The 22,580-nt window shown below is 34.4% G+C and carries 16 protein-coding genes; 13 read left to right on the top strand and 3 right to left on the bottom strand.

The genetic code is table 11. The annotated features are described in order from the left end of the window. The first annotated feature begins 256 nt into the window (after nt 1–256). The 11 genes from pstC (at nt 257) to L3049_RS00225 (ending at nt 13,617) form a co-directional block, all read left to right on the top strand. Nucleotides 257–1,111 (top strand): phosphate ABC transporter permease subunit PstC, encoded by an 855-nt coding sequence (gene pstC / locus L3049_RS00275; RefSeq protein WP_275107763.1) that lies wholly within the window; start codon nt 257–259, stop codon nt 1,109–1,111. Between the two features lie 377 nt (nt 1,112–1,488). Beyond that, nucleotides 1,489–2,382: a phosphate ABC transporter permease PstA gene (gene pstA, locus L3049_RS00270; protein WP_275107762.1), complete on the top strand. Its 894-nt coding sequence runs from the start codon at nt 1,489–1,491 to the stop codon at nt 2,380–2,382. Further along, nucleotides 2,364–3,248, top strand: a complete 885-nt coding sequence (pstB, locus tag L3049_RS00265) for a phosphate ABC transporter ATP-binding protein PstB (RefSeq protein WP_275107761.1) — start codon at nt 2,364–2,366, stop codon at nt 3,246–3,248. Before pstA ends, pstB begins: the two co-directional genes overlap by 19 nt. 71 nt (nt 3,249–3,319) lie before the next feature. Further along, on the top strand, nt 3,320–4,015 hold the full coding sequence (locus L3049_RS00260; RefSeq protein WP_275107760.1) for a phosphate signaling complex PhoU family protein: 696 nt from the start codon (nt 3,320–3,322) through the stop codon (nt 4,013–4,015). A gap of 71 nt (nt 4,016–4,086) precedes the next feature. Then, nucleotides 4,087–4,776, top strand: a complete 690-nt coding sequence (gene phoB, locus L3049_RS00255) for a two-component system response regulator PhoB (RefSeq protein ID WP_275107759.1) — start codon at nt 4,087–4,089, stop codon at nt 4,774–4,776. Nucleotides 4,777–4,795: 19 nt separating this feature from the next. Beyond that, nucleotides 4,796–6,589, top strand: a complete 1,794-nt coding sequence (gene phoR, locus L3049_RS00250; RefSeq protein ID WP_275107758.1) for a sensor histidine kinase — start codon at nt 4,796–4,798, stop codon at nt 6,587–6,589. Between the two features lie 162 nt (nt 6,590–6,751). Continuing rightward, the gene (gene mgrA / locus L3049_RS00245) at nt 6,752–7,738 is read left to right on the top strand and encodes an L-glyceraldehyde 3-phosphate reductase (protein ID WP_275107757.1); all 987 of its coding nucleotides are present in this window, start codon (nt 6,752–6,754) and stop codon (nt 7,736–7,738) included. A 166-nt stretch (nt 7,739–7,904) separates the two neighbouring features. Then, a complete protein-coding gene (locus tag L3049_RS00240) occupies nt 7,905–8,258 on the top strand; it encodes a hypothetical protein (protein ID WP_275107756.1) in 354 nt (117 codons plus the stop codon). 119 nt (nt 8,259–8,377) lie between these two features. Then, nucleotides 8,378–10,453 (top strand): tetratricopeptide repeat-containing sensor histidine kinase, encoded by a 2,076-nt coding sequence (locus L3049_RS00235; RefSeq protein ID WP_275107755.1) that lies wholly within the window; start codon nt 8,378–8,380, stop codon nt 10,451–10,453. A gap of 122 nt (nt 10,454–10,575) precedes the next feature. Then, complete coding sequence (locus tag L3049_RS00230; protein WP_275107754.1) at nt 10,576–12,189, top strand: ABC-F family ATP-binding cassette domain-containing protein; 1,614 nt, start codon at nt 10,576–10,578, stop codon at nt 12,187–12,189. Between the two features lie 246 nt (nt 12,190–12,435). Then, nucleotides 12,436–13,617, top strand: a complete 1,182-nt coding sequence (locus L3049_RS00225; RefSeq protein WP_275107753.1) for a phosphopentomutase — start codon at nt 12,436–12,438, stop codon at nt 13,615–13,617. Between the two features lie 81 nt (nt 13,618–13,698). Here the strand turns inward: L3049_RS00225 and L3049_RS00220 are convergent, their stop codons facing one another. From L3049_RS00220 to L3049_RS00210, 3 genes are all read right to left on the bottom strand, one after another. After that, a complete protein-coding gene (locus L3049_RS00220; protein ID WP_275107752.1) occupies nt 13,699–16,329 on the bottom strand; it encodes a transglutaminase family protein in 2,631 nt (876 codons plus the stop codon). A gap of 17 nt (nt 16,330–16,346) precedes the next feature. Next, nucleotides 16,347–17,099, bottom strand: coding sequence for a copper homeostasis protein CutC (locus L3049_RS00215; protein ID WP_275107751.1), 753 nt, complete (start codon nt 17,097–17,099; stop codon nt 16,347–16,349). Nucleotides 17,100–17,179: 80 nt separating this feature from the next. Next, on the bottom strand, nt 17,180–17,941 hold the full coding sequence (locus L3049_RS00210) for a hypothetical protein (protein WP_275107750.1): 762 nt from the start codon (nt 17,939–17,941) through the stop codon (nt 17,180–17,182). A 163-nt stretch (nt 17,942–18,104) separates the two neighbouring features. Here L3049_RS00210 and L3049_RS00205 point away from each other — a divergent pair, with 163 nt between their 5' ends. Together L3049_RS00205 and nadA are read left to right on the top strand one after the other, a co-directional pair. After that, nucleotides 18,105–21,497, top strand: a complete 3,393-nt coding sequence (locus L3049_RS00205) for a sensor histidine kinase (RefSeq protein ID WP_275107749.1) — start codon at nt 18,105–18,107, stop codon at nt 21,495–21,497. Nucleotides 21,498–21,602: 105 nt separating this feature from the next. Continuing rightward, entirely contained in the window at nt 21,603–22,529 is a 927-nt protein-coding gene (gene nadA / locus L3049_RS00200) for a quinolinate synthase NadA (protein WP_275107748.1), read from the top strand. Nucleotides 22,530–22,580 lie beyond the last annotated feature (51 nt).

The raw sequence follows: 22,580 nt of genomic DNA, 5'->3' as shown, positions 1-22,580 counted from the left end.
GGCTTGCTTCCAGTTCTATTTCAAACACAATAGAAAAGTTCTCCAAACTTAGAAGCTGTTTAAATTTATTTTTAGAAATTTTTATCGAAGAAAAAAGACTCAGAATAAGGCAAATTTGATGCGAATAGTGGTTCTATTTAAAGATAATTTAACGCAGTTATGAGGTTTTTAGCTTATAAAAAAGCTAAAGGATAAATTTTTAAACAGTTTCTTAATAGGAAGCAAGCTCTCTTTTTACAGCAATCGTTCAAAGCATATGAACAGCGAGAAAATTTTTCGATATTTATTAATTGGTAGTGGTGTTCTAATCGTATTAATCGCCCTTGGAATTGTTACTACCCTCATTATTGGCTCCATTCCATCCTTTAAAGAGTTTGGTTTTGGATTTATTTATTCGGCCGATTGGAATCCAACCGAAGGAAGAGAATCATATGGTGCTCTCCCTTTTATTATTGGAACCTTAGTAACCTCCATATTGGCTCTGATTTTAACATTTCCGTTCGCCTTTTCAATATCCTTATTCTTAGGCGAATATTATAAGAATGGTAAACTACCCTCCTTTTTAAGGTCTGTAGTTGAACTATTGGCTGGAATCCCATCTGTAGTTTATGGACTTTGGGGATTTTATGCGCTAAGACCATTAGTTGCCGATCTTGGCTTAAATGCTCAAGGATTCGGAATTTTCACTTCCTCAATTATCCTTGCCATCATGATTATTCCTTATGCATCCTCCTTAGGATCAGAAGTAATCTCTATGGTTCCCGGAAGTTTAAAGGAAGCGGCCTACTCACTGGGCGCAACACGATTAGAGGTTGTAACGAGTGTGATTATCCCAAATGCTGGCTCGGGAATTTTTGCGGGATACATTCTTGCACTCGGCAGAGCAATTGGTGAAACCATGGCAGTTACCATGTTAATTGGTAACTCCAACAAAATCCCAACAGGAATCTTCGATCTAGGAAACACCATGGCAAGTTTAATTGCCAACCAGTTTGGCGAGGCCGATGGTTTAAAATATACCGCTTTGGTTGAAATCGGATTACTCCTTTTTGTCATCACGGGTATTGTAAACTACTTGGGAAAATTAATCATGAGAAAACTATCAGCGTAAGCGATATCATTATATATAAAATGAATAAGATTTCAATAAAAATAAGGGTTCGAGGAGCATTTGCTTGAAAAGACGTTTTTATGCACCATGCTTTTTCGGCATTTTTTCAAATTGCTTTTGTTTTAACGCTTAGCTTTAGTAAGACCGAGAAGTTGATCCCGATATAGAATTTGTAAGTATTTGTTTTCCAAATACAACAAAATTCATCTTCGGGAGTAAATCGCTCGGCCGCACTTAAGTGTGAGATAAATAAGGAAGTAATTTTAAAAGTAGCCTTGATTTTTTTTGCTTCGTTTTTTGGATCAAGCCAAAAAGATGAAGTCGGGTTTGGGCGGAAAGCCCAATACAAAAAATGAATTGGACAATATTAATATAAAATGAATACATCTACACAAATATCCAATGCGAAGCTTAACAGACGTTTGTTGAAAGACAAGTTTTTCACCTACCTGCTAATTTCCTTGGCTTTTCTTTCAAGCGTACCGCTATTTTTAATTCTTTTTGAATTGATAAAGAAAGGGTACAAACAAATCAACATCAGCTTCTTTTACAAAGTGGCGCCAGATACAATGGAAGCCATGGTTGCTGTAAACAACAATGAAATTATTCCTGGTGGTATCGCCAATGGTATTGTTGGTACAATTATAATTGTTGGGATGGCTTCACTTATTGCTATTCCTTTAGGTTTAATTACAGGTATATATTTATCAGAAGCATCAAAAGGAAAAATGACAAATATGGTTCGTTTTGTTGTTGATATGCTACAAGGTATTCCTTCAATTGTTTTGGGAGTTATTGCCTATATCTGGATTGTTAAGCCTGTCACTTCAGGATTTTCAGCTCTTGCGGGTAGTGTCGCTCTTTCAATCATGATGTTGCCATCAATTGTTCGCTCAACGGAAGAAACACTAAAAATGATCCCTTCAACTTTAAAGGAGGCGGCCTTATCATTAGGTGTTCCCTATCACAAAACCATGCTGAAAGTTATTCTACCATCGGGAATTAGTGGAATCCTAACTGGTGTTATTCTTGGTATTTCGAGAATTGCGGGTGAAACTGCTCCATTAATGTTAACCGCATTGGGAAGTGCTGCTATTAATACAGATGTTACGCAGCCATCGAGTGCTGTTCCTCTGTTGGTGTGGGAATTTTACAACGATCCTAATTTGGTAAATATGATTTGGAGTGCGTCCCTATTCCTACTGCTATTAATTTTAACCTTAAACCTTAGTGCTAAAGCAATTGCAAAGAGATGGAAAGTACAATATTAGAAAAAGAAGTAGTTGCCACTAAAGAAAAAGAGGTAACAGCAAACACAGACCTAACAGACAACACAACTAAAACAAGAAGCGTGATACAAAATCCAATCGAAAATATAACTTCTCCAATATTAAACATCGATAAATTATCGGTTTCGTATGGTGGAGATAAGTATTCAATTAATGATGTTACTGCAGGTATTGCTAAAAATAAAATTACGGCAATTATGGGGCCATCAGGATGTGGAAAAAGTACGCTCCTTAGAGCCATTAACCGCATGCATGAATTGTATCCAAATACACACAACAAAGGCGCTGTATATCTTGGTGATGAGAACATTTACGATATGAATCCGATTCTTTTGAGAAGAAAGATTGGAATGGTGTTTCAACGTCCGAATCCGTTTCCAACCATGAGCATTTACGACAATGTAATTGCCGGCTATAAGTTGAATGGAATCAAACTAAAGCGAGCTGAAAAGGATGCTATTGTGGAAAAATCATTGCGTGAAGTTGGTTTGTGGAGCGAGGTAAAAGACTCATTACACAACAAAGGAACTTTCCTATCTGGAGGACAACAGCAGCGTTTGTGTATTGCCAGAGCACTTGCTTACACGCCAGAAATTATTCTCTTGGATGAGCCTACCTCTGCCCTAGATCCAATTGCAACTGCAAAAATTGAAGACTTGTTAGTAAAGTTAAAAAAAGACTTTACCATCGTATTGGTTACCCACAACATGTCGCAGGCAGCTAGAATTTCAGACTATTCGATGTTTATGTATTTGGGAGAATTGGTAGAATATGGGAAAACAAAACAAATGTTTACCACTCCTAAAGACAAACGAACAGAGGAATACTTAACTGGAAAATTTGGTTGATTTAGCAAAACAAATTAAACGCTTATTCATTCTGATTATTAAAATGGTTTAACAATACAAATTCACATACAATGTCAATTAAGAAAGACAAAAAGTTCGATAAGCTCGACAATGATTTTGCAAAAATGAAATCATTAGTATTTCAACAGTTTGAAATACTGGAAGAGGTCGTAAACAATGGCTTAGATGAAGTTGAAAAAAGCACAATAGATACCTTCAATAAAAACGAAAGCAAGCTCGATCAGTTCGAATTGAAGATGAGCGATAACATTATACAGACCATTGGATTACAGCATCCAATGGCAAGAGAATTACGTTTATTGGTTTCCTATTTCAGAATGATTGGCCACGTAGAAAGAATTGGTGATCAGCTAAATAACGTCATGCGCTTTTTCCATAAAATGGATCCTCCCAACATTCCAGAAAACCAAAAAGATTCTGTTCTTAACATGCTCTCTTTAAGCGAAAAGATGGTAAAAAAAGCCTTAATATCCTTTGAAGATGGTGATCATGAATATGCAATTTGGACCATTAAAAACGACGAAATTGTGGATGAGATGCAGTCGCAAATCTTGAAACGTATGGTTCGTAAAAATGCACCAAAGGATACCGATCCTACAGAAATTTTCAACTTGCTAAATTTCAACAGCATCTTAGGTAATATCGAGCGAATTGCCGATAACGCAACCAACATTGCAGAAGCTGCAATTTATTATCAGCAAGGAATTGATTTGCGTCATCAAGAACTGCCAGAAGAAGATCAGTAAATTAAAAGTTGTTTGCCCTACGAAGCAATAAGGCAACTTTTTCAATAAACCCCAGGAAAGATTTTCAAAAAATGAAAGATTTAAAGATATTAGTAGTCGATGATGAAGAGGATTTATGTGAAATTCTCCAATTCAATCTAAAAAAGGAAGGATTTAATGTCGACGTAGCTTACTCTTCGGAGCAAGCACTGAAGTTAGATCTTCGTAATTATGATTTTTTTCTTCTGGATATTATGATGGGAGAAATATCGGGACTTGAATTGGCTAAAATAATTCGTAGGAATCCTGATTTAAAAGAGAAACCCATTCTTTTTATCACCGCAAAAACAAGTGAGGCCGATAAATTAATTGGTTTTAGCGCAGGAGCAGATGATTATGTAGCAAAACCATTCTCGGTAAAAGAAATTATTGCCCGAATTCATGTAATTTGCAAACGTGTTTTTGTGCCATCAGAAAAGAATGAGAATTTTGAATTTGAAAACTTAAAGTTAATTTCAGAAGCAAAAAAAGTTACCATTGATGATGTAGACATCGGTTTAACCAAAACAGAATATGAAATTCTTCTCCTCTTGCTTGATCATCAAGGTAGAATCTATTCCAGAGAAGAAATCATGAGTATTGTATGGAAAGATGACATTCACATAGGCGACCGAACAGTAGATGTTAACGTTAGACGAATCAGAAAAAAAATTGGTGAATACCACAAATTATTAAAAACAAAATCCGGTTACGGTTATTATTTTGAACCACAAACCTCTTGATACCCAAATCTATAAATTCATGCAAAAAGCAATCCAAAATTCAGGATCAAAATACAAAAAAAGACTCTTCTTTTTCTTTTTCATCATTGTGCTTTTATTCTCTCTACTTATTGGAGGTTTTCAATATAGTCAGGAACGATTGTATCGTCGCGAAAAGCTTGAATATGCTCTAGATATCTATACACAACAAGTACACGAACTGGTAAAGAAAAAGCAACTGTTTAGCATCAAAGATTTTTCGGAGATTGATACCTTGCGCACGCTCATGCCCGACAAAGACATTCGAATTTCGCTTATCACCGCAAAAGGAAAGGTTATTTACGATTCTTTTGTTGAAGACCTAGAGCGTTTAGACAATCACTTGAAACGTCCAGAGGTTCAAAAATCATTGCATTCCGAAAAAGGAAGTAACATTCGTTTGTCTGGATCTACGGGGCAATCGTACTACTATTATTCGAAGAACTATTACGATTATTTTATACGTACCGCTTTACCAATCAACGAAAGTGTACTAAGCTTTTTAAAAGCCAACACCTTATTTTTTTATTTTCTGATTGGCTTGTTTGGGGTTACCGTAATCTTTCTAATTTACGCAACCGAGCATTTTGGGAATTCCATTTCTAAACTTCGCAAGTTTGCAATAAATGCTGCAAAAAATAGAGATATCGACCCTAACGAAGATTTTGGGAAAACTGAATTGGGTGAAATCAGTCATCAAATTGTAAAGATTTATCGAAAGCTGACCAAAACAACAGAGGCTTTAAAACAGGAAAAAGAAAAATTGATTATGCACCTTCAAATTTCGCAAGAAGGTGTGGCAATTTTCGATAAAAAGAAAAACCTGATTCTTTGGAACAGTCACTTTATCGATTACATCAACTATTTGGCACACATCTCTAGTCATAATTACCAGGAAATGTTCGAACTTCCTGAGCTGGCCGAGATAACCGAGTTTATCAATACAAATAGCAAAGAGCTAGAGGCGAATTACATTCCCAACAATGACATTATTAGTACGAAAAAGACAATAATTGTTGGTCATAAGGTCTTTCTTTTTCAAGTTGTGGTTTTTCTGGATGGCAATTTTGAAATTTCGGTAAACGACATCACCAAATTGGAAAATGAGAAAACCATTAAGCAGGAAATGACGCTGAACATTGCTCATGAATTGAAAACTCCTATAACTGCCGTGTCTGGATTTTTGGAAACCATTAAAGACAATCCAACAATGCCAGAGGAGAAAAAGGTACAATTCATCGAAAGATCTTGTATTCAAATCAATAGATTATCAAATCTAATTCAAGACATATCCTTTTTGACAAAAATTGAAGAAACGAACCAACTGTTTCCTGTAGAAACCGTGGATGTAAAAAACATGCTTACGGATATGCTTTCCGATTTTGAGCTGAAGCTGGAAGAATATAAAATGGAAATAGAATTAAAATTCCCTGATGAATTAAGCATCAACGGAAACACGGAGCTTCTAGATTCTATTTTTAGAAACTTAATTGACAATTCGATAAAATATGCTGGCGAAGGTTCTAAAATTGAGATTCAGAACTATTTCGAAGACAACAACTACCACTACTTCTCTTTTACTGATAATGGAATTGGCATTAAAGAAGAGCATCTACCTCGTATTTTTGAACGCTTTTACAGAGCCGATAACGGACGATCACGCAAAATGGGTGGAACAGGTTTAGGTTTATCTATTGTGAAGAACGCAGTAGCCTATCACAAAGGAAGAATATTTGTTAAAAAACCTAAGGGAAATGGAATTCAATTCTTCTTTTCTCTAAAAAAAGGAATTTAAATTTCGATTAATATATGATAAGAGCCAAAGGAAAATTCCTGTGGCTCTTTTTTTTGCATCAATTGCAAACGATTGTTATAATATTTTAACTCGTCGTTAACAATTCTAACAAGAAATTAAACCATTAATTCTTATCTTTCCTATTCATTAATTTTAACACAAATGTACAGAGCATCAGAGAACCGATATAAAAATATGCCCTACCGCCGATGCGGAAAAAGTGGCCTAATGCTACCAGCCATTTCGCTTGGTTTATGGCACAATTTTGGGAATGTAGATATCTTCAGTCAATTTAGAGAAATTATTTTCTCTGCTTTCGATCAGGGAATTACGCATTTCGATTTGGCCAATAATTATGGACCACCTCCAGGATCTGCCGAAGAAAACTTTGGTATGATTTTAAAAGATGATTTGAGACGATATCGAGATGAAATGGTAATATCAACCAAAGCAGGATATGGAATGTGGCCTGGTCCTTACGGAGATTGGGGATCACGTAAATATTTGATTTCTAGTCTGGATCAAAGTCTAAAAAGAATGAATTTGGACTATGTTGATATTTTTTATTCGCACAGACCAGATCCAAATACGCCAATTGAAGAAACCATGACGGCATTGGATCACATTGTTCGACAAGGAAAGGCACTTTACGTTGGATTGTCCAATTATAGTGCGGAGCAAACCAAAGAAGCTTCAAAGGTACTTCGTGAATTGGGAACGCCTTGTTTAATTCATCAGCCAAAATATTCGATGTTCGAACGTTGGTCTGAAAATGGCTTATTGGATGTTTTAGAGGAAGATGGAATTGGTGCAATCGCCTTCTCTCCTTTGGCACAAGGTTTACTGACTAACAAATACTTAAAAGGAATTCCAGATGGATCGAGAGCAGCAAAAGCTCATGGCTTTTTGCAAAAAGATACCATTACAGAGGAAGTTATCAATAAGGTGAAAGCGCTTAATGATATTGCTGAAGAAAGAGGTCAATCTTTAGCACAAATGGCTATTTCATGGTTATTGAAAGATGATCGGGTTACTTCAGTACTTGTTGGGGCAAGTTCTGTAAAGCAGCTAAGCCAAAATATCGAAAGTGTTAATTGTTTAGATTTTGGAAAAGATGAGCTCGCTAAAATTGAGAACATTTTGAAATAATATATTGTAATTACCCAATACAAAAAGGATTCTTATTTTAAATAGGAATCCTTTTTATATTTTATTCATCTTCAATTTTTATGTGCTAATTGTATTTGATCTTAAATGAGATATTGTTAATTTCATTCTCGCATGTTATTAAATATTAAACTAACATCTACCAATTATGAAATTATTCAAACCTTTTGTAAACCTCACAAAATCAGAATCGACTGGAGTTTATACATTAAATGCAGTAGTTTCTTTACCTAAAGATTACGCTCTTAGTTCTATAGATCAAGGATTAATTGAGAAAAATGGTAAAAAAGTTTGGGCAGTTACTGCCTCTGTTACAACTAATGGTTCTCTGGAAACAGATATTGTAGAATTCGCAGTTCCACTAAAACAAGGACCTACCGAAGAAGTCAATACAGTAAGCATGGTAATGGTTCAGTCATCATTGCTTGGTGGTACACCTAATCCGGAAGAAGACGACAGTACTGATGTGGATTATGATGATTCTGAAGTGACCGTGCCTTAATAAAACTTATTTACTATATGTGATGAATGATAAATTAGCGGTTGATAAACTTAAGTCTTCTGATATTTGTCATTCATTATTTTTACTTAAATTGGTGCAAAATACCGACTATCTTTCAAATGAGACTACTAAGCTTGTTTTCAATCTTATTTTTATTCGTCACAAAACCTTTGCTTCTAGCTCAGGATGTAGATTCAGTTGACAAAAAATTAGATTCAATTTCGGACGTTTCTCAAAAAATTGAATTCTTAAATGAATGGACAGGCAAGAACTACCGAAAATTACCTACTGAAGCACTTTTCTACGCTGAAAAGACAATCAAGCTTGCTGATCAATCGGAGAACTATTCTGGAGCTGGGAATGCTCTAATTAGAGTAGCATTAATTCATTTTCGCAAAGAAGAATTTTCTAATTCCATAAACTTATTTAATAATGCCTTAGAAAAATTCAAAATATCCAAAGATTCCTTTGGTATGAATAACACCTACCTAAATAGAGGTATTGTTTACCGAAATATGAGTAAATACCATTTAGCGATTGTCGACCTATTTGCGTGTATGCAATATTATGAGAAGCATAATAATACCCTTCACCTATCACTTGCCTGCAATAGTATTGGAGTTGTATACAAAAATCTTAAAAAATACGATTTAGCACTTGAATATTATTTTAAAGCTGAAAAGTTATATAAGAAAAACAATAAGGTTTCATCTTTCTATAGTTCTAATAATAATATAGGAAATATTTATTCTCTTCAAAAAAAGCACAAAGAAGCTCTTGAGTTCTACAAAAGAAACCTTGAAATTTTAAAAGCGAAGCCCAATAAGTACAAGCAAGCTCAAACCTACCATAACATTGGCACATGCTTTTGGGAAATGGGTCAGAATACTCTTGCATTAAACTATTTAAATCAGAGCTTGGAACTCAAAGAAGAAATAGGAAATAAAAATCTAATTATCACATCATTAAACAGCATATCAGCATCAAATTACAAACTCAATAATTTCGATCAAGCTCTGAAATATAGCAAAAGAGCCTTTCATTTGGGAAAAGAGGTTGGGAATATTGAATATCAAAAAACCAGTACGAAAGAATTATTCAAAATATTTACGCATCTGAATAAAGCCGATAGCGCTATCCATTATTTTTACATCCATAAACAACTAAGAGATAGCATTCTAAAAAATGAAACTTTAAAACAAGTTGCCGAAATTCAAACTAAATATGAGTCAGAAAAAAAGGAAAACCAAATTGTACTTTTAGAGAAAGAAAGCAACACTAGAATGATGCAAAGAAATTGGCTAATCACTCTCTTAGTTTTGCTACTTGCATTTGCTATTTTCTTGGTTCGCTCCTACTACATCAACAAAAAAACAAATCGATTATTACGTATACAAAAAACAAGAATTGAGTGGCATAAAAGTGTTTTGGATAAAAAAAATGTTGAACTTTTGGAGTCCAACAATACGAAGAACAGATTGTTTCAAATTATATCGCACGATCTTCGCTCTCCTTTAGCATCTGTATATAATCTTTCTCAACTAATAAAAATCTTTATTCAACAAAAAAAATACGATTTACTTGATGAGTCTAGTAAAGACATGGAAGAATGTGTTAACAGCGTTTTAAACCTTACTGATAACCTCTTATCCTGGTCACTTAACCAATCAGGAAAATTACCATACAATCCTGTAATCATTTCTTTAAAGCCTTTGTTACGCACCAATATTAAGACCTTTTCAAGCGTGGCAAAGCAAAAAAGCATACACCTACAATTGGTTCTTGAAAATGAAATCTTTGTGTTCGCAGATCGCCAAATGCTCGATACAGTTATTCGGAATCTAATTAACAACTCACTAAAATTCACGCTCCCTGGTGGTATTATTGCAATTGGTGCCAAGCAAGGCGATGGTTTTATTGAGATTTGGGTTAAAGATAGTGGCATTGGCATTTCTGAAGATCAAATACCAAAGCTTTTCGAAATTGATAGTTCTAAAACTCATCTAGGAACAAAAGGTGAAAAAGGAAATGGGTTAGGTCTAGTTCTTTGCAAACAGTTTATCGAACAAAACAAAGGGAAAATTTGGGTTGAAAGTGCAATAGACAAAGGAACAACTTTCCGATTTACAGTTCCTTGTGGAGAAAATACAGAAGAAATTGGAGCTGTTCTTTCTTCAAATTCGAGCAAGAATTGAAAATCTTTTCATAAAAGCAATTCACTAACTTGCATTTATTACAAAACTTAATCGCCACAGAGGCTTAAATCTCGATAAAAATCACTACTTTTGCCGCCTAAATAATTAAAGGAAGTAATTGTATGATTTCAGTTTCAAATCTATCCATTCAGTTTGGTAAGCGTACACTTTTTCAGGATGTTAACTTAAAATTTACTCCAGGAAACTGTTACGGAATTATTGGTGCTAACGGTGCCGGCAAATCAACTTTCTTAAAACTTCTATCAGGCGATCTGGATTCTACTACAGGTCGTGTAGCTATGGAGCCAGGTGAGCGTCTAGCCGTTTTAAAGCAGGATCACTACGAATTTGATGAGTTTACAGTTCTGGATTCGGTTGTCGCTGGCCATGCAGAGCTTTGGGCTATAATGCAAGAAAAGAACGACTTATATGCTAAGCCGGATTTTTCTGAAGCAGATGGTATTAAAGCGTCTGAGTTAGAAGAAGTGTTTGCTGAAATGGGCGGATGGAATGCTGAAAGTGATGCTGCTGAACTATTAAGTGGTTTGGGTATTAAGGAAGCATTGCATTACAAGTTAATGTCTGAATTGAGTGGTAAAGAGAAAGTACGTGTTCTTTTAGCTCAAGCTCTTTTTGGAAACCCAGACAACTTGCTTCTTGATGAGCCCACAAATGATCTTGACCTTGAAACAGTAATGTGGTTAGAGAACTACTTGGCTAACTTTAACAATACTGTAATTGTGGTGTCTCACGACCGTCACTTCTTAGATTCAGTTTGTACTGATATCGTTGATATTGACTTCGGTAAAGTGAAAATGTTCTCTGGAAACTACACGTTCTGGTATGAATCATCTCAATTAGCAGCACGTCAGCAAGCGCAACAGAATAAAAAAGCTGAAGAGAAAAAGAAAGAACTTCAGGAGTTTATTTCTCGTTTCTCGGCCAATGTTGCAAAATCCAAGCAAACCACTTCTCGTAAGAAGATGATTGACAAACTGAATATTGAAGATATTCAACCATCTACACGTCGATACCCAGGTATCATTTTCCAACAAGAGCGTGAAGCCGGTGATAAAATTTTCTCTTGTACGGGTCTTAGCAAAAAAATGCAGGATGATGTTCTGTTTAAAGATGTAGAATTCACGATCGAAAAAGGAGAAAAGGTAGTATTCCTATCAAAAGATCCTCGTGCAATGTCGGCTCTTTTTGATATTATTAACGGAGAAGAAAAAGCAGATAGCGGAAGCTTCGAATGGGGAGTTACCATTACACCAGCATACTTACCTCTTGACAATAGTAATTTCTTCCGTCAACCATTGACTTTAATTGATTGGTTAGCGCAATATTCAAGCGATACAAGTGAAGTTTATCTTCGTGGATACCTTGGTAAAATGTTATTCTCTGGTGAAGACATCTACAAAAAAGCTGACGTTCTTTCTGGAGGAGAAAAAGTTCGTTGTATGGTATCACGTATGATGTTGAAAGATGCCAACCTATTGGTATTAGATACACCTACCAATCACTTGGATTTGGAATCGATTCAATCGTTCAATAATTCGTTGATTAACTTTGGTGGAACTGTTTTGATGTCGTCTCATGACCACGAATTTATTCAAACCGTTGCAACTCGTATTATTGAATTAACTCCTAACGGAATTATTGATAAATTAATGGATTACGATGATTACATTTCTAGTGAAAAAATCAAAGAACAACGCGAAGCATTGTATCAATAAGTTTATTTAAACTTTATATATTTCATCCCCCATTCATTTATTTGTTTGGGGGATTTTTTTATCTATTAATTTCACTTCTATAGCCAAATACTTTCCTTTCAATTAAAAAAAAGATAAACACATCTGATTTAATCACAATTTTACTATAATAAATTGTGAATTATTATTTCTTCCATTACCTTTGTTTCACTTTCTAAACAACCCTTCATCTGTATAACTAAAATTATACACTTTAAACACAAGTTTATGATTCCTAGAATTGAACGTGCTACTATTGTAGTTCTTGACAGTGCTGGTGTTGGGGCTTTACCTGATGCTGCTGATTTTGGAGATGTAGGCTCTAATACATTTGGAAATATTGCCAGCCACTGCGGTGGAATAAACCTTCCAAACATGCAAAAATTAGGTTTGGGTAACCTTACCGACATTCAAGGTGTTGCACCTACTTCAGATGCAAATGGTGCTTTTGGTAAAGCAGCTGAAGCTTCTAAAGGGAAGGATACAACAACTGGCCATTGGGAAATTGCTGGTGTGGCTATAGACAAGCCTTTTCCAACATACAGTAATGGTTTTTCTGACGAAGTTATTCGCCTTTTTGAAGAAAGAACTGGTCGTAAGGTAATGGCAAATAAGCCAGCATCAGGGACAGCTATATTGGATGAATATGGTGAAGAACAAATGAAAACGGGTAATTGGATTGTTTATACATCTGCCGATCCTGTTTTTCAAATTGCTGCTCACGAAGAGATTATTCCCTTAGAGGAATTGAACAAAGCTTGTGAAATAGCTTTAGAAATTTGTACTGAATTGGCACCTGTTGCACGTGTTATTGCACGTCCTTATTTAGGAAGTGGTGAAGGAAACTTTACTCGTACAGCTAATCGTCACGATTATTCTGTGACACCTCCCCGTCCGACTGTGCTCGATCGCTTATTGGAAAATAAACTTGATGTGATAGGTATTGGTAAAACCAGTGATATTTTTGCCGGGCAAGGCATATCTGATTCCCGTGGTACGAACAAAGATAATAACGATGGTGTTGCTAAAACGCTTAAAGCTCTTAAAGAAGATACTAAAGGTTTAATTTTCACCAATCTTGTTGATTTCGACATGGCTTATGGTCACCGTAGAAATCCTGAAGGCTATAAAGCAGCACTAGAAGAATTTGATCAACAATTACCAGAGATTCAAAGCCGTCTGAAAGAGGATGAAATTCTAATTTTGACAGCTGACCATGGTTGCGATCCAACCTATAAAGGAACAGATCATACCCGTGAATATATTCCTGTATTAGTTTATGGTAAAAATATTAAATCAAATATCAACTTAGGAACAAGAACAACATTTGCTGATATAGCTGCAACTGTTGAAGAATTGTTATTAGGGACTCAAACAGAAGGTAGTTTTGCTGAAGAGCTTTACAACTAAAATATATTAATACAGAAAATGCCGCCTCAACTATTTGAGGCGGCATTTTTTATATTCTATTTTATCTAATCAACATTCTGATTATTCCAAAGCCTTTAACAGATGTTCATGTATTCCGATTTTATAACCTCTCGAAGCGAATTTGATATCACCATTCGGTTTTAAGACTAGAATTAATGGTTTTTCTATTTTGCCAGTAATTCCTAATTCTATTTTTGCAAGATCAATCAACTTATTGTTTTCATCTTTGTACAATTGATAATTCGAAGGCATATTCACAAAAAATTCAGCTGACAAATTCTCATCATCAATCTCTTCAGCTTGCATCACTAAAATAGTGCCATCCCATTTTTCATATCTCGATTTTGCAGCTTTAAATTCTTCCATTAAATGCCTAGTTGGCTCTTTTCCTGGCTCTAACCACATCAATACAATAGCATTTTTCTTTTCCAAGGATGAAAGTGTACTTGTCTTGTTATCTTTTCTGATAATGATATGATTAGGATCCAAATGCCCAAATGTTTTGCTTTCTACTTCTGGATCACGAAAATTCAATTCGAGTTTGGTATTTTTCCCTTTTTCAATTTCAAAATGATTCAAATGAGTATAAACCGTTCCATCAACACCTCTTCTGCCAGTAACTAATCGATACTTACCAACTTCTAGTTCTAATTTTGAAGGTAAATCAGATAATTTACTGCCCCAGCCATAATCCAAACTCTCATACCTTCCATCAATCAATTTTCCAATTGTAAAATGCTTATAATAAGATGGATCAAAACCATTTGATTTATTTTGTAAACTTGCAAAACCAATTACCGGTTGATTAATAATTTGCTTCTCAAAATAAACATTCATCCACTTTTTGCCATCAAAAAATTGTGGTGTTTTTTCAGCAGGCTCTAATCGAGATGGAATACCTAAACTACGACACAAAGCAACAAAAAACACATCGCGAGATTCAGCATTCGAAATACCTATTTCTAAAACTCCTTTTGGTGTAATTGGAAGATTGTAATAATTCTCATTTTCGGTAAGCTGAATTTCAGCTACTATCCATTTCTTTATTAAATCAGCACGCTCGATTCTATTTCCTTCGAATTTCCCCTCAAATGCATTCTGTAAATATGCTCGGTAATCAATTAAGTTCTCATTTTTTATTCTAGGATTCAAAAGGCATTTCAAATAAATCTCCTTCGAACTATAATCATCAAGCTTATATTTTTCAATTGTATTGATCAAATGATCATTCAATATATCAGCTCTTGTATCTCTTAGATCTTTATCTGCAATCTGATGAAGCAATTCCTTAACAAAAACGCGATTCTCCTTTGTTGCATTCCCAATAAATTTTTCTATTTCTTTCCAGTTCCCCTGGCTTTTTTTCAAGAAATCCCAAACAACTTGTGTACTTAAACCAACTCTTTCACTTAACTGAGAAGCTCCCAAAGAATCAATAAAACTAGTACGATACTCTATTCGCATAGCATCTTCTTTGGATAAGCGAATATTGTTTTCTTTCTTCTTACTTTCATCTACCGAATATGGATTATTCTCTTTTGGAGGAACCATATTTATATCAGCAAATTTATCTCCATAAAAACCTCTTCCCAATTCTAGTTGTATTGTATCCGATTGCTTAACGCTGATTTTCTTACCTGAGTATACCCCATCCTTTTGAGCCCAAATTAACAAATCACCCAAGCCTGTAGTTAAAAATGAAAATCCCTCTGAATCAGTTCGTTTACTTGCTATTGGATAAAATTCAGCATAATTGTACAGTCCAAAATCTACTTGAGCATTATCTATAGATGCACCATCTTTGTCCGTAATATGCACGTAAATTTTCTTTACATCAGCATAGTTCTCAACCACATTAATTTCCGTAAAATTATCAGATTTCTTAACCACTTCAGCACTTCCCTGATAATCACCAAACACCTTTGTATGTACCAACATTGCTCTACGTGCTGGTTCGGTAAACCATCCCATATTTAAATCTGGTTCTGGCTCACATGCACCCAAATACGACCATTCTCCATCAACCCAAACTTCAACCCAAGCATGGTTATCATCGCTATGTGCCCAACGTGGCGTATAAACTTGACGCGCTGGAATACTTACCGAGCGTAATGCTGTTACGGTAAAAGTCGATTCTTCACCACACCTTCCCCAAGAGGTACGGACCAAACTCAATGGCCCACTTGTTCGGATATCTGTTGGTGCATAATTTACCTTCTCATGACACCAATGATTAACTTCCAGAACAGCCTCTTTCATTGTCATGTTTATTACACGAGGCTTTAGTTCCTTTAGAAATACCTGACGTGCCGAATCTAAATTCTCATTGTTTACACGATATGGTAAGACAAAATGACGAAACAAATCGTCTGGGACTTGATTTCCCCATTTAAATGTTTCTCTTGCTTCAAAGGAAGATCTTACTTGTTCAAGAAAATACTCCCCATTGTAATCAGCTAAGTCACACAAAGGCATGTATGAATATAAAAATTGAAGCGCTTCTGATTCTTCTTGAGTAATGTCTTTTTCTAATACAGAGAAAAGTGCTACAGAACGTTTTTTCGCAAATTCTTTTCTTGAATCAAAGCGATTTGATACCTGTTCACGAATCGATTTGTCTTTAATAAAGTGTACCTCAGAGCAGCCCCAACAAAAATTGAGACAAAGTAGAAGGATGATGATCTTCCTCATTTTTATAAAATTAAAAATTAGTCCTCGGCTTTTAGGATAGATACAATTTTACGAATTTTATTGCAATCTGCCTCAAAATATTCAAATTCTGGAACACTTTCTTCTCCACCCATAGCAATTTTAGGATTTTTATATTCCATCTTCCCCTTTACCAACACCTTAGAGGAACAGTGGAATTCTTTTGCTCGGGTAATATTTTTCAATTGTTGAATATTTGATTCTAAAATCCCACTTCCTGGCATTATAATAAGTCTATCTGCGGCTTTTTCAGTTAATGTTTTTATGGTCTCGCAACCTTTTACTGCTGTTTGCTCTCCCCCAGAAGTTAAAATCCGATCAACACCAAGCTCAATCAATTGATCCAACGCTTTTACATGATCTTTTACCATATCAAAAGCTCTATGAAAAGTAAAACTCATAGAACCAGAGGCATTTAACAATTGCTTTGTTCGAATACTATCAATCTCACCATCTGGTAGCAAAACACCTGAAACAATGCCATCCACACCTAATGTTTTGCAAAATTCTATATCTTTTAACATGCATTCAAATTCCACATCTGAATAACAAAAATCAGCCCCTCGTGGTCTAATAATAACAAATACAGGAATCTTAACTAATTCTTTTACAAGTTGAATACAGGCAGCGCTAGGAGTAGTTCCACCTTCATGCACACCTGCACACAATTCAATTCGATCGGCACCAGCAAGTTCGGCATTAATCGCAGATTGGACTGAATAACAACAAATTTCTAAAAGAGAATTTTTCATTTTTACAATTTCATAAAAAAGGTTATCTCGATGAGATAACCTTCCTTATTATTAAAACAATATTTTACTTAGAACAAACGCTAATTCATCATTAAGTGATTTTTATTTAAAAAATTCACTAGAGAAATTAAATTAGTCTCCTTTTTAGGATTTATTTTATTTTCATCGATAAAGTTAAAAACTTCTTTTTGTTTATTCAGTTGCTTTTTTAGCTTATTTTTTGTCTTTGCTAATTTTACGATCCCTAAATCATTAAATACAAAATAAGATTGTTCTTTAACAACTTTACTAGACTTAGAACCTGCATCTAATTGCACATTGTAGCTTGGTGACATCAATTTCGTATCATACTTCCGAAGCAAAGTATTTTCATCATCAACAAGAACCTCATAAAACCCTTTATTATTAGATTTCAAAAGAGTTTCTGTAACAAATAAACTCTTATCCTTTGTAAATACAACACTCCTTACTCTAAAGCTAGGTAAAACCTTAATCTCTCCTTTATATTTAATTTCCAATTCACTAGTGCGCAAGTCAATTCGAGTCTCCAAACCTCTCACAATGCTACTATCAACGACCATATAAATATCAGCCCTCTTCCAATCTTCATTTAAATAATACGATCCAATTTGCGACGTTTTCCTTCTTAATTTAAGAAGACTTGGATCTTTCACAATATTTCCATCAAACACGCTCATAGAATTGGTTTTAAATGCCGTATTTTTTTGTCCAAAACTTGTCTGGCATAACAATAGCATTAAAAGCCCTATCCCCATAATGGCTTTTAAATTTCTAAAATTAGATCTGCTTTCATCTAATTTTGGTAGGTTAATAAACTTCATTTTCTTAATTTTTGTGATTTAATTAATATTTAACATCTGATAAAAGTATTTAATTAAATAACCAATACATAGTATTTATTAATCAAAATAATTTAAAATTAGCGTATTACCCATTATCATATTTTTTCACTAATTTGTATAAAACCAAAAACATCTAGATGTAATGACCAAAAATAAACTAGTTCTCTTAGTGGGTGGATTACTTTGTGTTCTTTCTGTTTTTTCTCAGCAAAACAATATTAGGTTCAAGAGAATTACTATAAATGATGGACTTTCCTTAAGTTCTGTTTATTGTATTTTTCAAGATTCAAAAGGCTTTATGTGGTTTGGAACAGAAGATGGTTTAAATAAGTACGATGGTAAAAATTTCACTGTTTACAGAGACAATATTAACAAACCCAATTGTATTTCATACAAATGGATAGAACAAATTATAGAGGACACTAATGGAAATTTATGGTTCGGATCAAGAGGTGGACTAACACGATTTAATCCAATTACTGAAACCTTTACTCCCTTCAGAGGTGTGGAACCCAACAATCAATTAAGTAATGATACCATTACTACTTTCTTTGAAGATAAAAACAAGCGCTTGTGGGTTGGAAGTTTAAAGGGAATTAATTGCATAAACATTGATGACGGCAAACTTGAAAATATCAAGTATAAAAATGAATTAAACACCAGAGTAAACTGCTTTCTTTTAGGAGATAAATACCTATGGATTGCTACTAACAATGGACTTTTCTATACTAATTCAGAAAATAATGTATTTCATAAATTAAAACTAAAAAACACTAGTGAACAAGTAAAAATCACTAGTATCGTAAAAGAACAAGATCTACTCTGGCTTGGAACAGATCAAGGGCTCTTTTCAATCAATGAAACCGCATCCAATCCTAATCAAAAAGAATACTTGACCAATACTAGTATTGAGAATATCAGTTTAGATAATTCACAAAATTTATGGGTAGTTACCAATAAGGCACTCCTTAAAAAAGAATCACAAACTGATCAATTCACAAAAATTGTAAAATCTTTCGAATCAACCAACAGTCTCTCCATAAATACAAACAAGCCCATATTATCTTGTGAAAATAATGAAATTTGGTTTGGAACATTCGGATCAGGTCTTTTTCGAATCAATACAAGCACAAATAAAAAATCACATTACAAAAACAATTCAGCCGACCCACAAAGTTTATCTGAAAATTCTATAAACTGTATCTACGAGGACCGCAATGGAATTATATGGATTGGTACATTTGGTGCAGGCATCAGCATTTTCGATCCTCAAGCTCATAAATTTGATCTTCTTAAAAATAATCCGCTAAGTGAAAATAGCTTAGCTTGTAATTTCATTTGGTCTATTTGGGAAGATCATAACGAAGATATTTGGATTGGAACAAATAATCAAGGAATATCCAAATACCTTGTAAAACAAGACAGTTTTATTCATATTGACATCCGAAAATCAAAAAAACATCCCTACACAGCAATCCGGAAAGTATTTGAAGATAGCCAAAACAATATCTGGATTGGAAGCGATGGAGAAGGATTATTTAAATACAATCCACTAAGCAAAGAACAAGTTCAGTTCAAAAATATTGAAGGTGATAGCACTTCCCTATCCAATAATTCTGTACGCACGATTTTTGAAGACAGTGACGGTATTATTTGGATTGGTACTCGCGATGGATTCAATCAATATCACCCTAAAACAAAACAATTTAAACAATACAAACGCAAGGAAAGTAATCCATCCAGCATTTCCTGTAATTTCATCTATTCAACTATTTTTGAAGATTCAAAAGGTTTATTGTGGATTGGAACTTATGGTGGTGGTGTTAATATATTTGACAAAAACACAGGCCAGTTCAATTCCTTTCAATACATACAAGAAAGTACAAATAGCATTTCCGATAACGTGGTATTTTCCATTCATGAAGATAAGGAAGGATCAATTTGGCTGGGAACCAACAACAAACTAAACCGTTACAATCCAAAAACGAAAGTGTTTTCTCATTACGGTACAGATGAAGGCTTACCAAACGATGTCATTTATAGTATTTTACCAGATAAGAATGACCATTTATGGCTTAGTACAAATAATGGAATCTGTCGCTTTTCAACTTCGGATTATTCAGTAAAAAACTTTACAATTAACGACGGCTTACAAAGCAAAGAATTTAATGGTGGTGCCTATCACAAAGGGAAAAGTGGAAAGCTATACTTCGGTGGAGTTTATGGTTTAAACATTATCGATCCTAAAAAGAAATTTAAAGATGAGCGAAATTATGAGCTTGTATTTACAAAACTTGAAATTCATGGCAATGAAGTTAAAGTAGCGCCTTATAACAACATCGATTCTGAAAAACAGATTCATTATTCCAATGAGGATGATACCTATTACCTCAAAAAAAACATTGCCTATACAGATGCTATTGAACTGGATTACAAACATCGTTTTGTTACACTGGAATATTCATCTTTGTCTTCCTTTGCTTCTGATAAAATCAACTATTCCTATCGGTTAAAAGGGCTAGAAAAAAAATGGATTAATTCGGGGAATCGCAACTACATTTCCTATTCCAATCTTCCTTTAGGTGAATATACATTTCAGGTTAAGGCTCAAAATCAGAATGGAATGTGGTCCGAATATGCCAAAGAACTTAAAATAAAAATATTACCTCCATTTTACCTGAGCTGGTGGTTTATTTTACTTGCAAGTATTTTGGTAAGCTTACTATTCATTTTCATCTACAGATTCTTACTACATGCCAAGACTAACAAACTACTAACCGTTCAAAACGAAGAAATTAAAAGTACGAATTTGCAACTTCAAGAATCAGAAAGAAATTTGAAAGAATTAAATGCAACGAAAGACAAATTTTTCCGAATTATCTCTCATGATTTAAAAAACCCATTCACCAGTTTACTCTCTATTAGTGAAATGATTCATGAAAACTATGAAATGGTCGATGATCCAGAAAAAAGAGTTGGAATTCGAAAAATTCACGAATCAGTAAAACACATTTATACTTTGTTAGAAAACCTGCTTACTTGGTCGAGATCACAAACAGGAAAAATAGATTTTCATCCCGAAACCTTTGACCTTAACGAATTGGTAAAACAATCCATTTGCCTTTACGAAGCATCTGCAGAAAAGAAACAGATTGAAATTCAATTCTTTGACACAAAAGAAAAGCTAGCTTTTGCAGACAAACATATGAGTAGTTCCATCATTCGAAATTTAATTAATAACGCCATAAAATTTTCAAATCAAAACAGTCAAATTGAAATTAAAATTGCCACAAAAGATAAATTTGTAGAATTTCAGATTGCAGATGAAGGTATTGGTATTGATAAAGACAATCTAAGTAAATTGTTCCGAATTGATCTGAAATATAAGTCAGTCGGGACTTCAGGTGAAAAAGGTACTGGACTTGGATTATTACTCTGCAAAGAGTTTGCTGAAGCAAATCGTGGTAAAATATGGGCTGAAAGTACAATTGGTAAAGGAAGTACCTTTTTCTTTGTCCTACCACAATCAAAATAAGAGCTTCACTTGGCAAAACATCTTGTATTGGTTTGATTTTCGGTATAATTTAAAGATATTTGCATCTGTATTTATCTAACGAGAGACTACGAAAATATATACTTGATGAGAGATAAGGTCTTAAAATTAGCAAAAGAAAAGAATGCTATTATATTAGCGCACTATTATCAAACTCCAGATATACAAGAAATAGCCGACTTTAAAGGTGACAGTTTAGCACTGGCACAACATGCTGCTAAAGCTGATGCGGATATTATTTTATTTGCCGGTGTTCATTTTATGGGCGAAACGGCTAAAATTTTAAACCCCACAAGAAAAGTTCTGATTCCTGATTTAGAAGCAGGTTGTTCGCTTGCAGAGTCCTGTCCCGGAGATGATTTTGCCAAATTTAAAGCAAAATATCCCGATCATATTGTGATCTCCTATATCAATTGTTCTGCTGAAATTAAAACACTTTCAGATGTCATCTGCACCTCGGGTAATGCGGTACAGATTGTTGAATCTTTTCCTAAAGATCAAAAAATTATATTTGCACCGGACAAAAACCTGGGACGCTATATTAACGAAGTTACAGGTCGGGAAATGATTCTTTGGGATGGATCTTGCGAGGTACACGATATTTTATCTGCTGAGAAAATTATGCAAATGAAGATAGAAAACCCGGATGCGACGCTTATTGCTCATCCTGAATGTCCACACCCGGTATTAATACTAGCTGATTTTGTCGGTTCAACCACAGCCATGCTTAATTATACAAAGAATTCTGATTCGAAAAAATTTATCGTAGCAACTGAAACCGGTATTCTGCATCAGATGCAAAAGGACTCCCCTGAAAAAGAATTTTTAATTGTTCCTGCTGATGAATCTTGCTCGTGTAACGATTGTGCTTATATGAAATTGAATACCATGGAAAAAATCTATCTGGCCCTTAAAAACGAAAAGCCTGAAATAAATCTTCCTGACGAAATTATGGACAAAGCAAAAGCTCCACTCGTGCGCATGCTCGAATTATCGAGACATTTAATAAAATAAAAATACTCAAAACACAAAAAATGGAGATCTTCATAGGTCTCCATTTTTCGT

Source organism: Labilibaculum sp. DW002 (genome assembly GCF_029029525.1).
Classification (GTDB): domain Bacteria; phylum Bacteroidota; class Bacteroidia; order Bacteroidales; family Marinifilaceae; genus Paralabilibaculum; species Paralabilibaculum antarcticum.
Note: the sequence above shows the minus strand (reverse complement) of the source record. Positions and strands in the feature narration are given on the sequence as shown.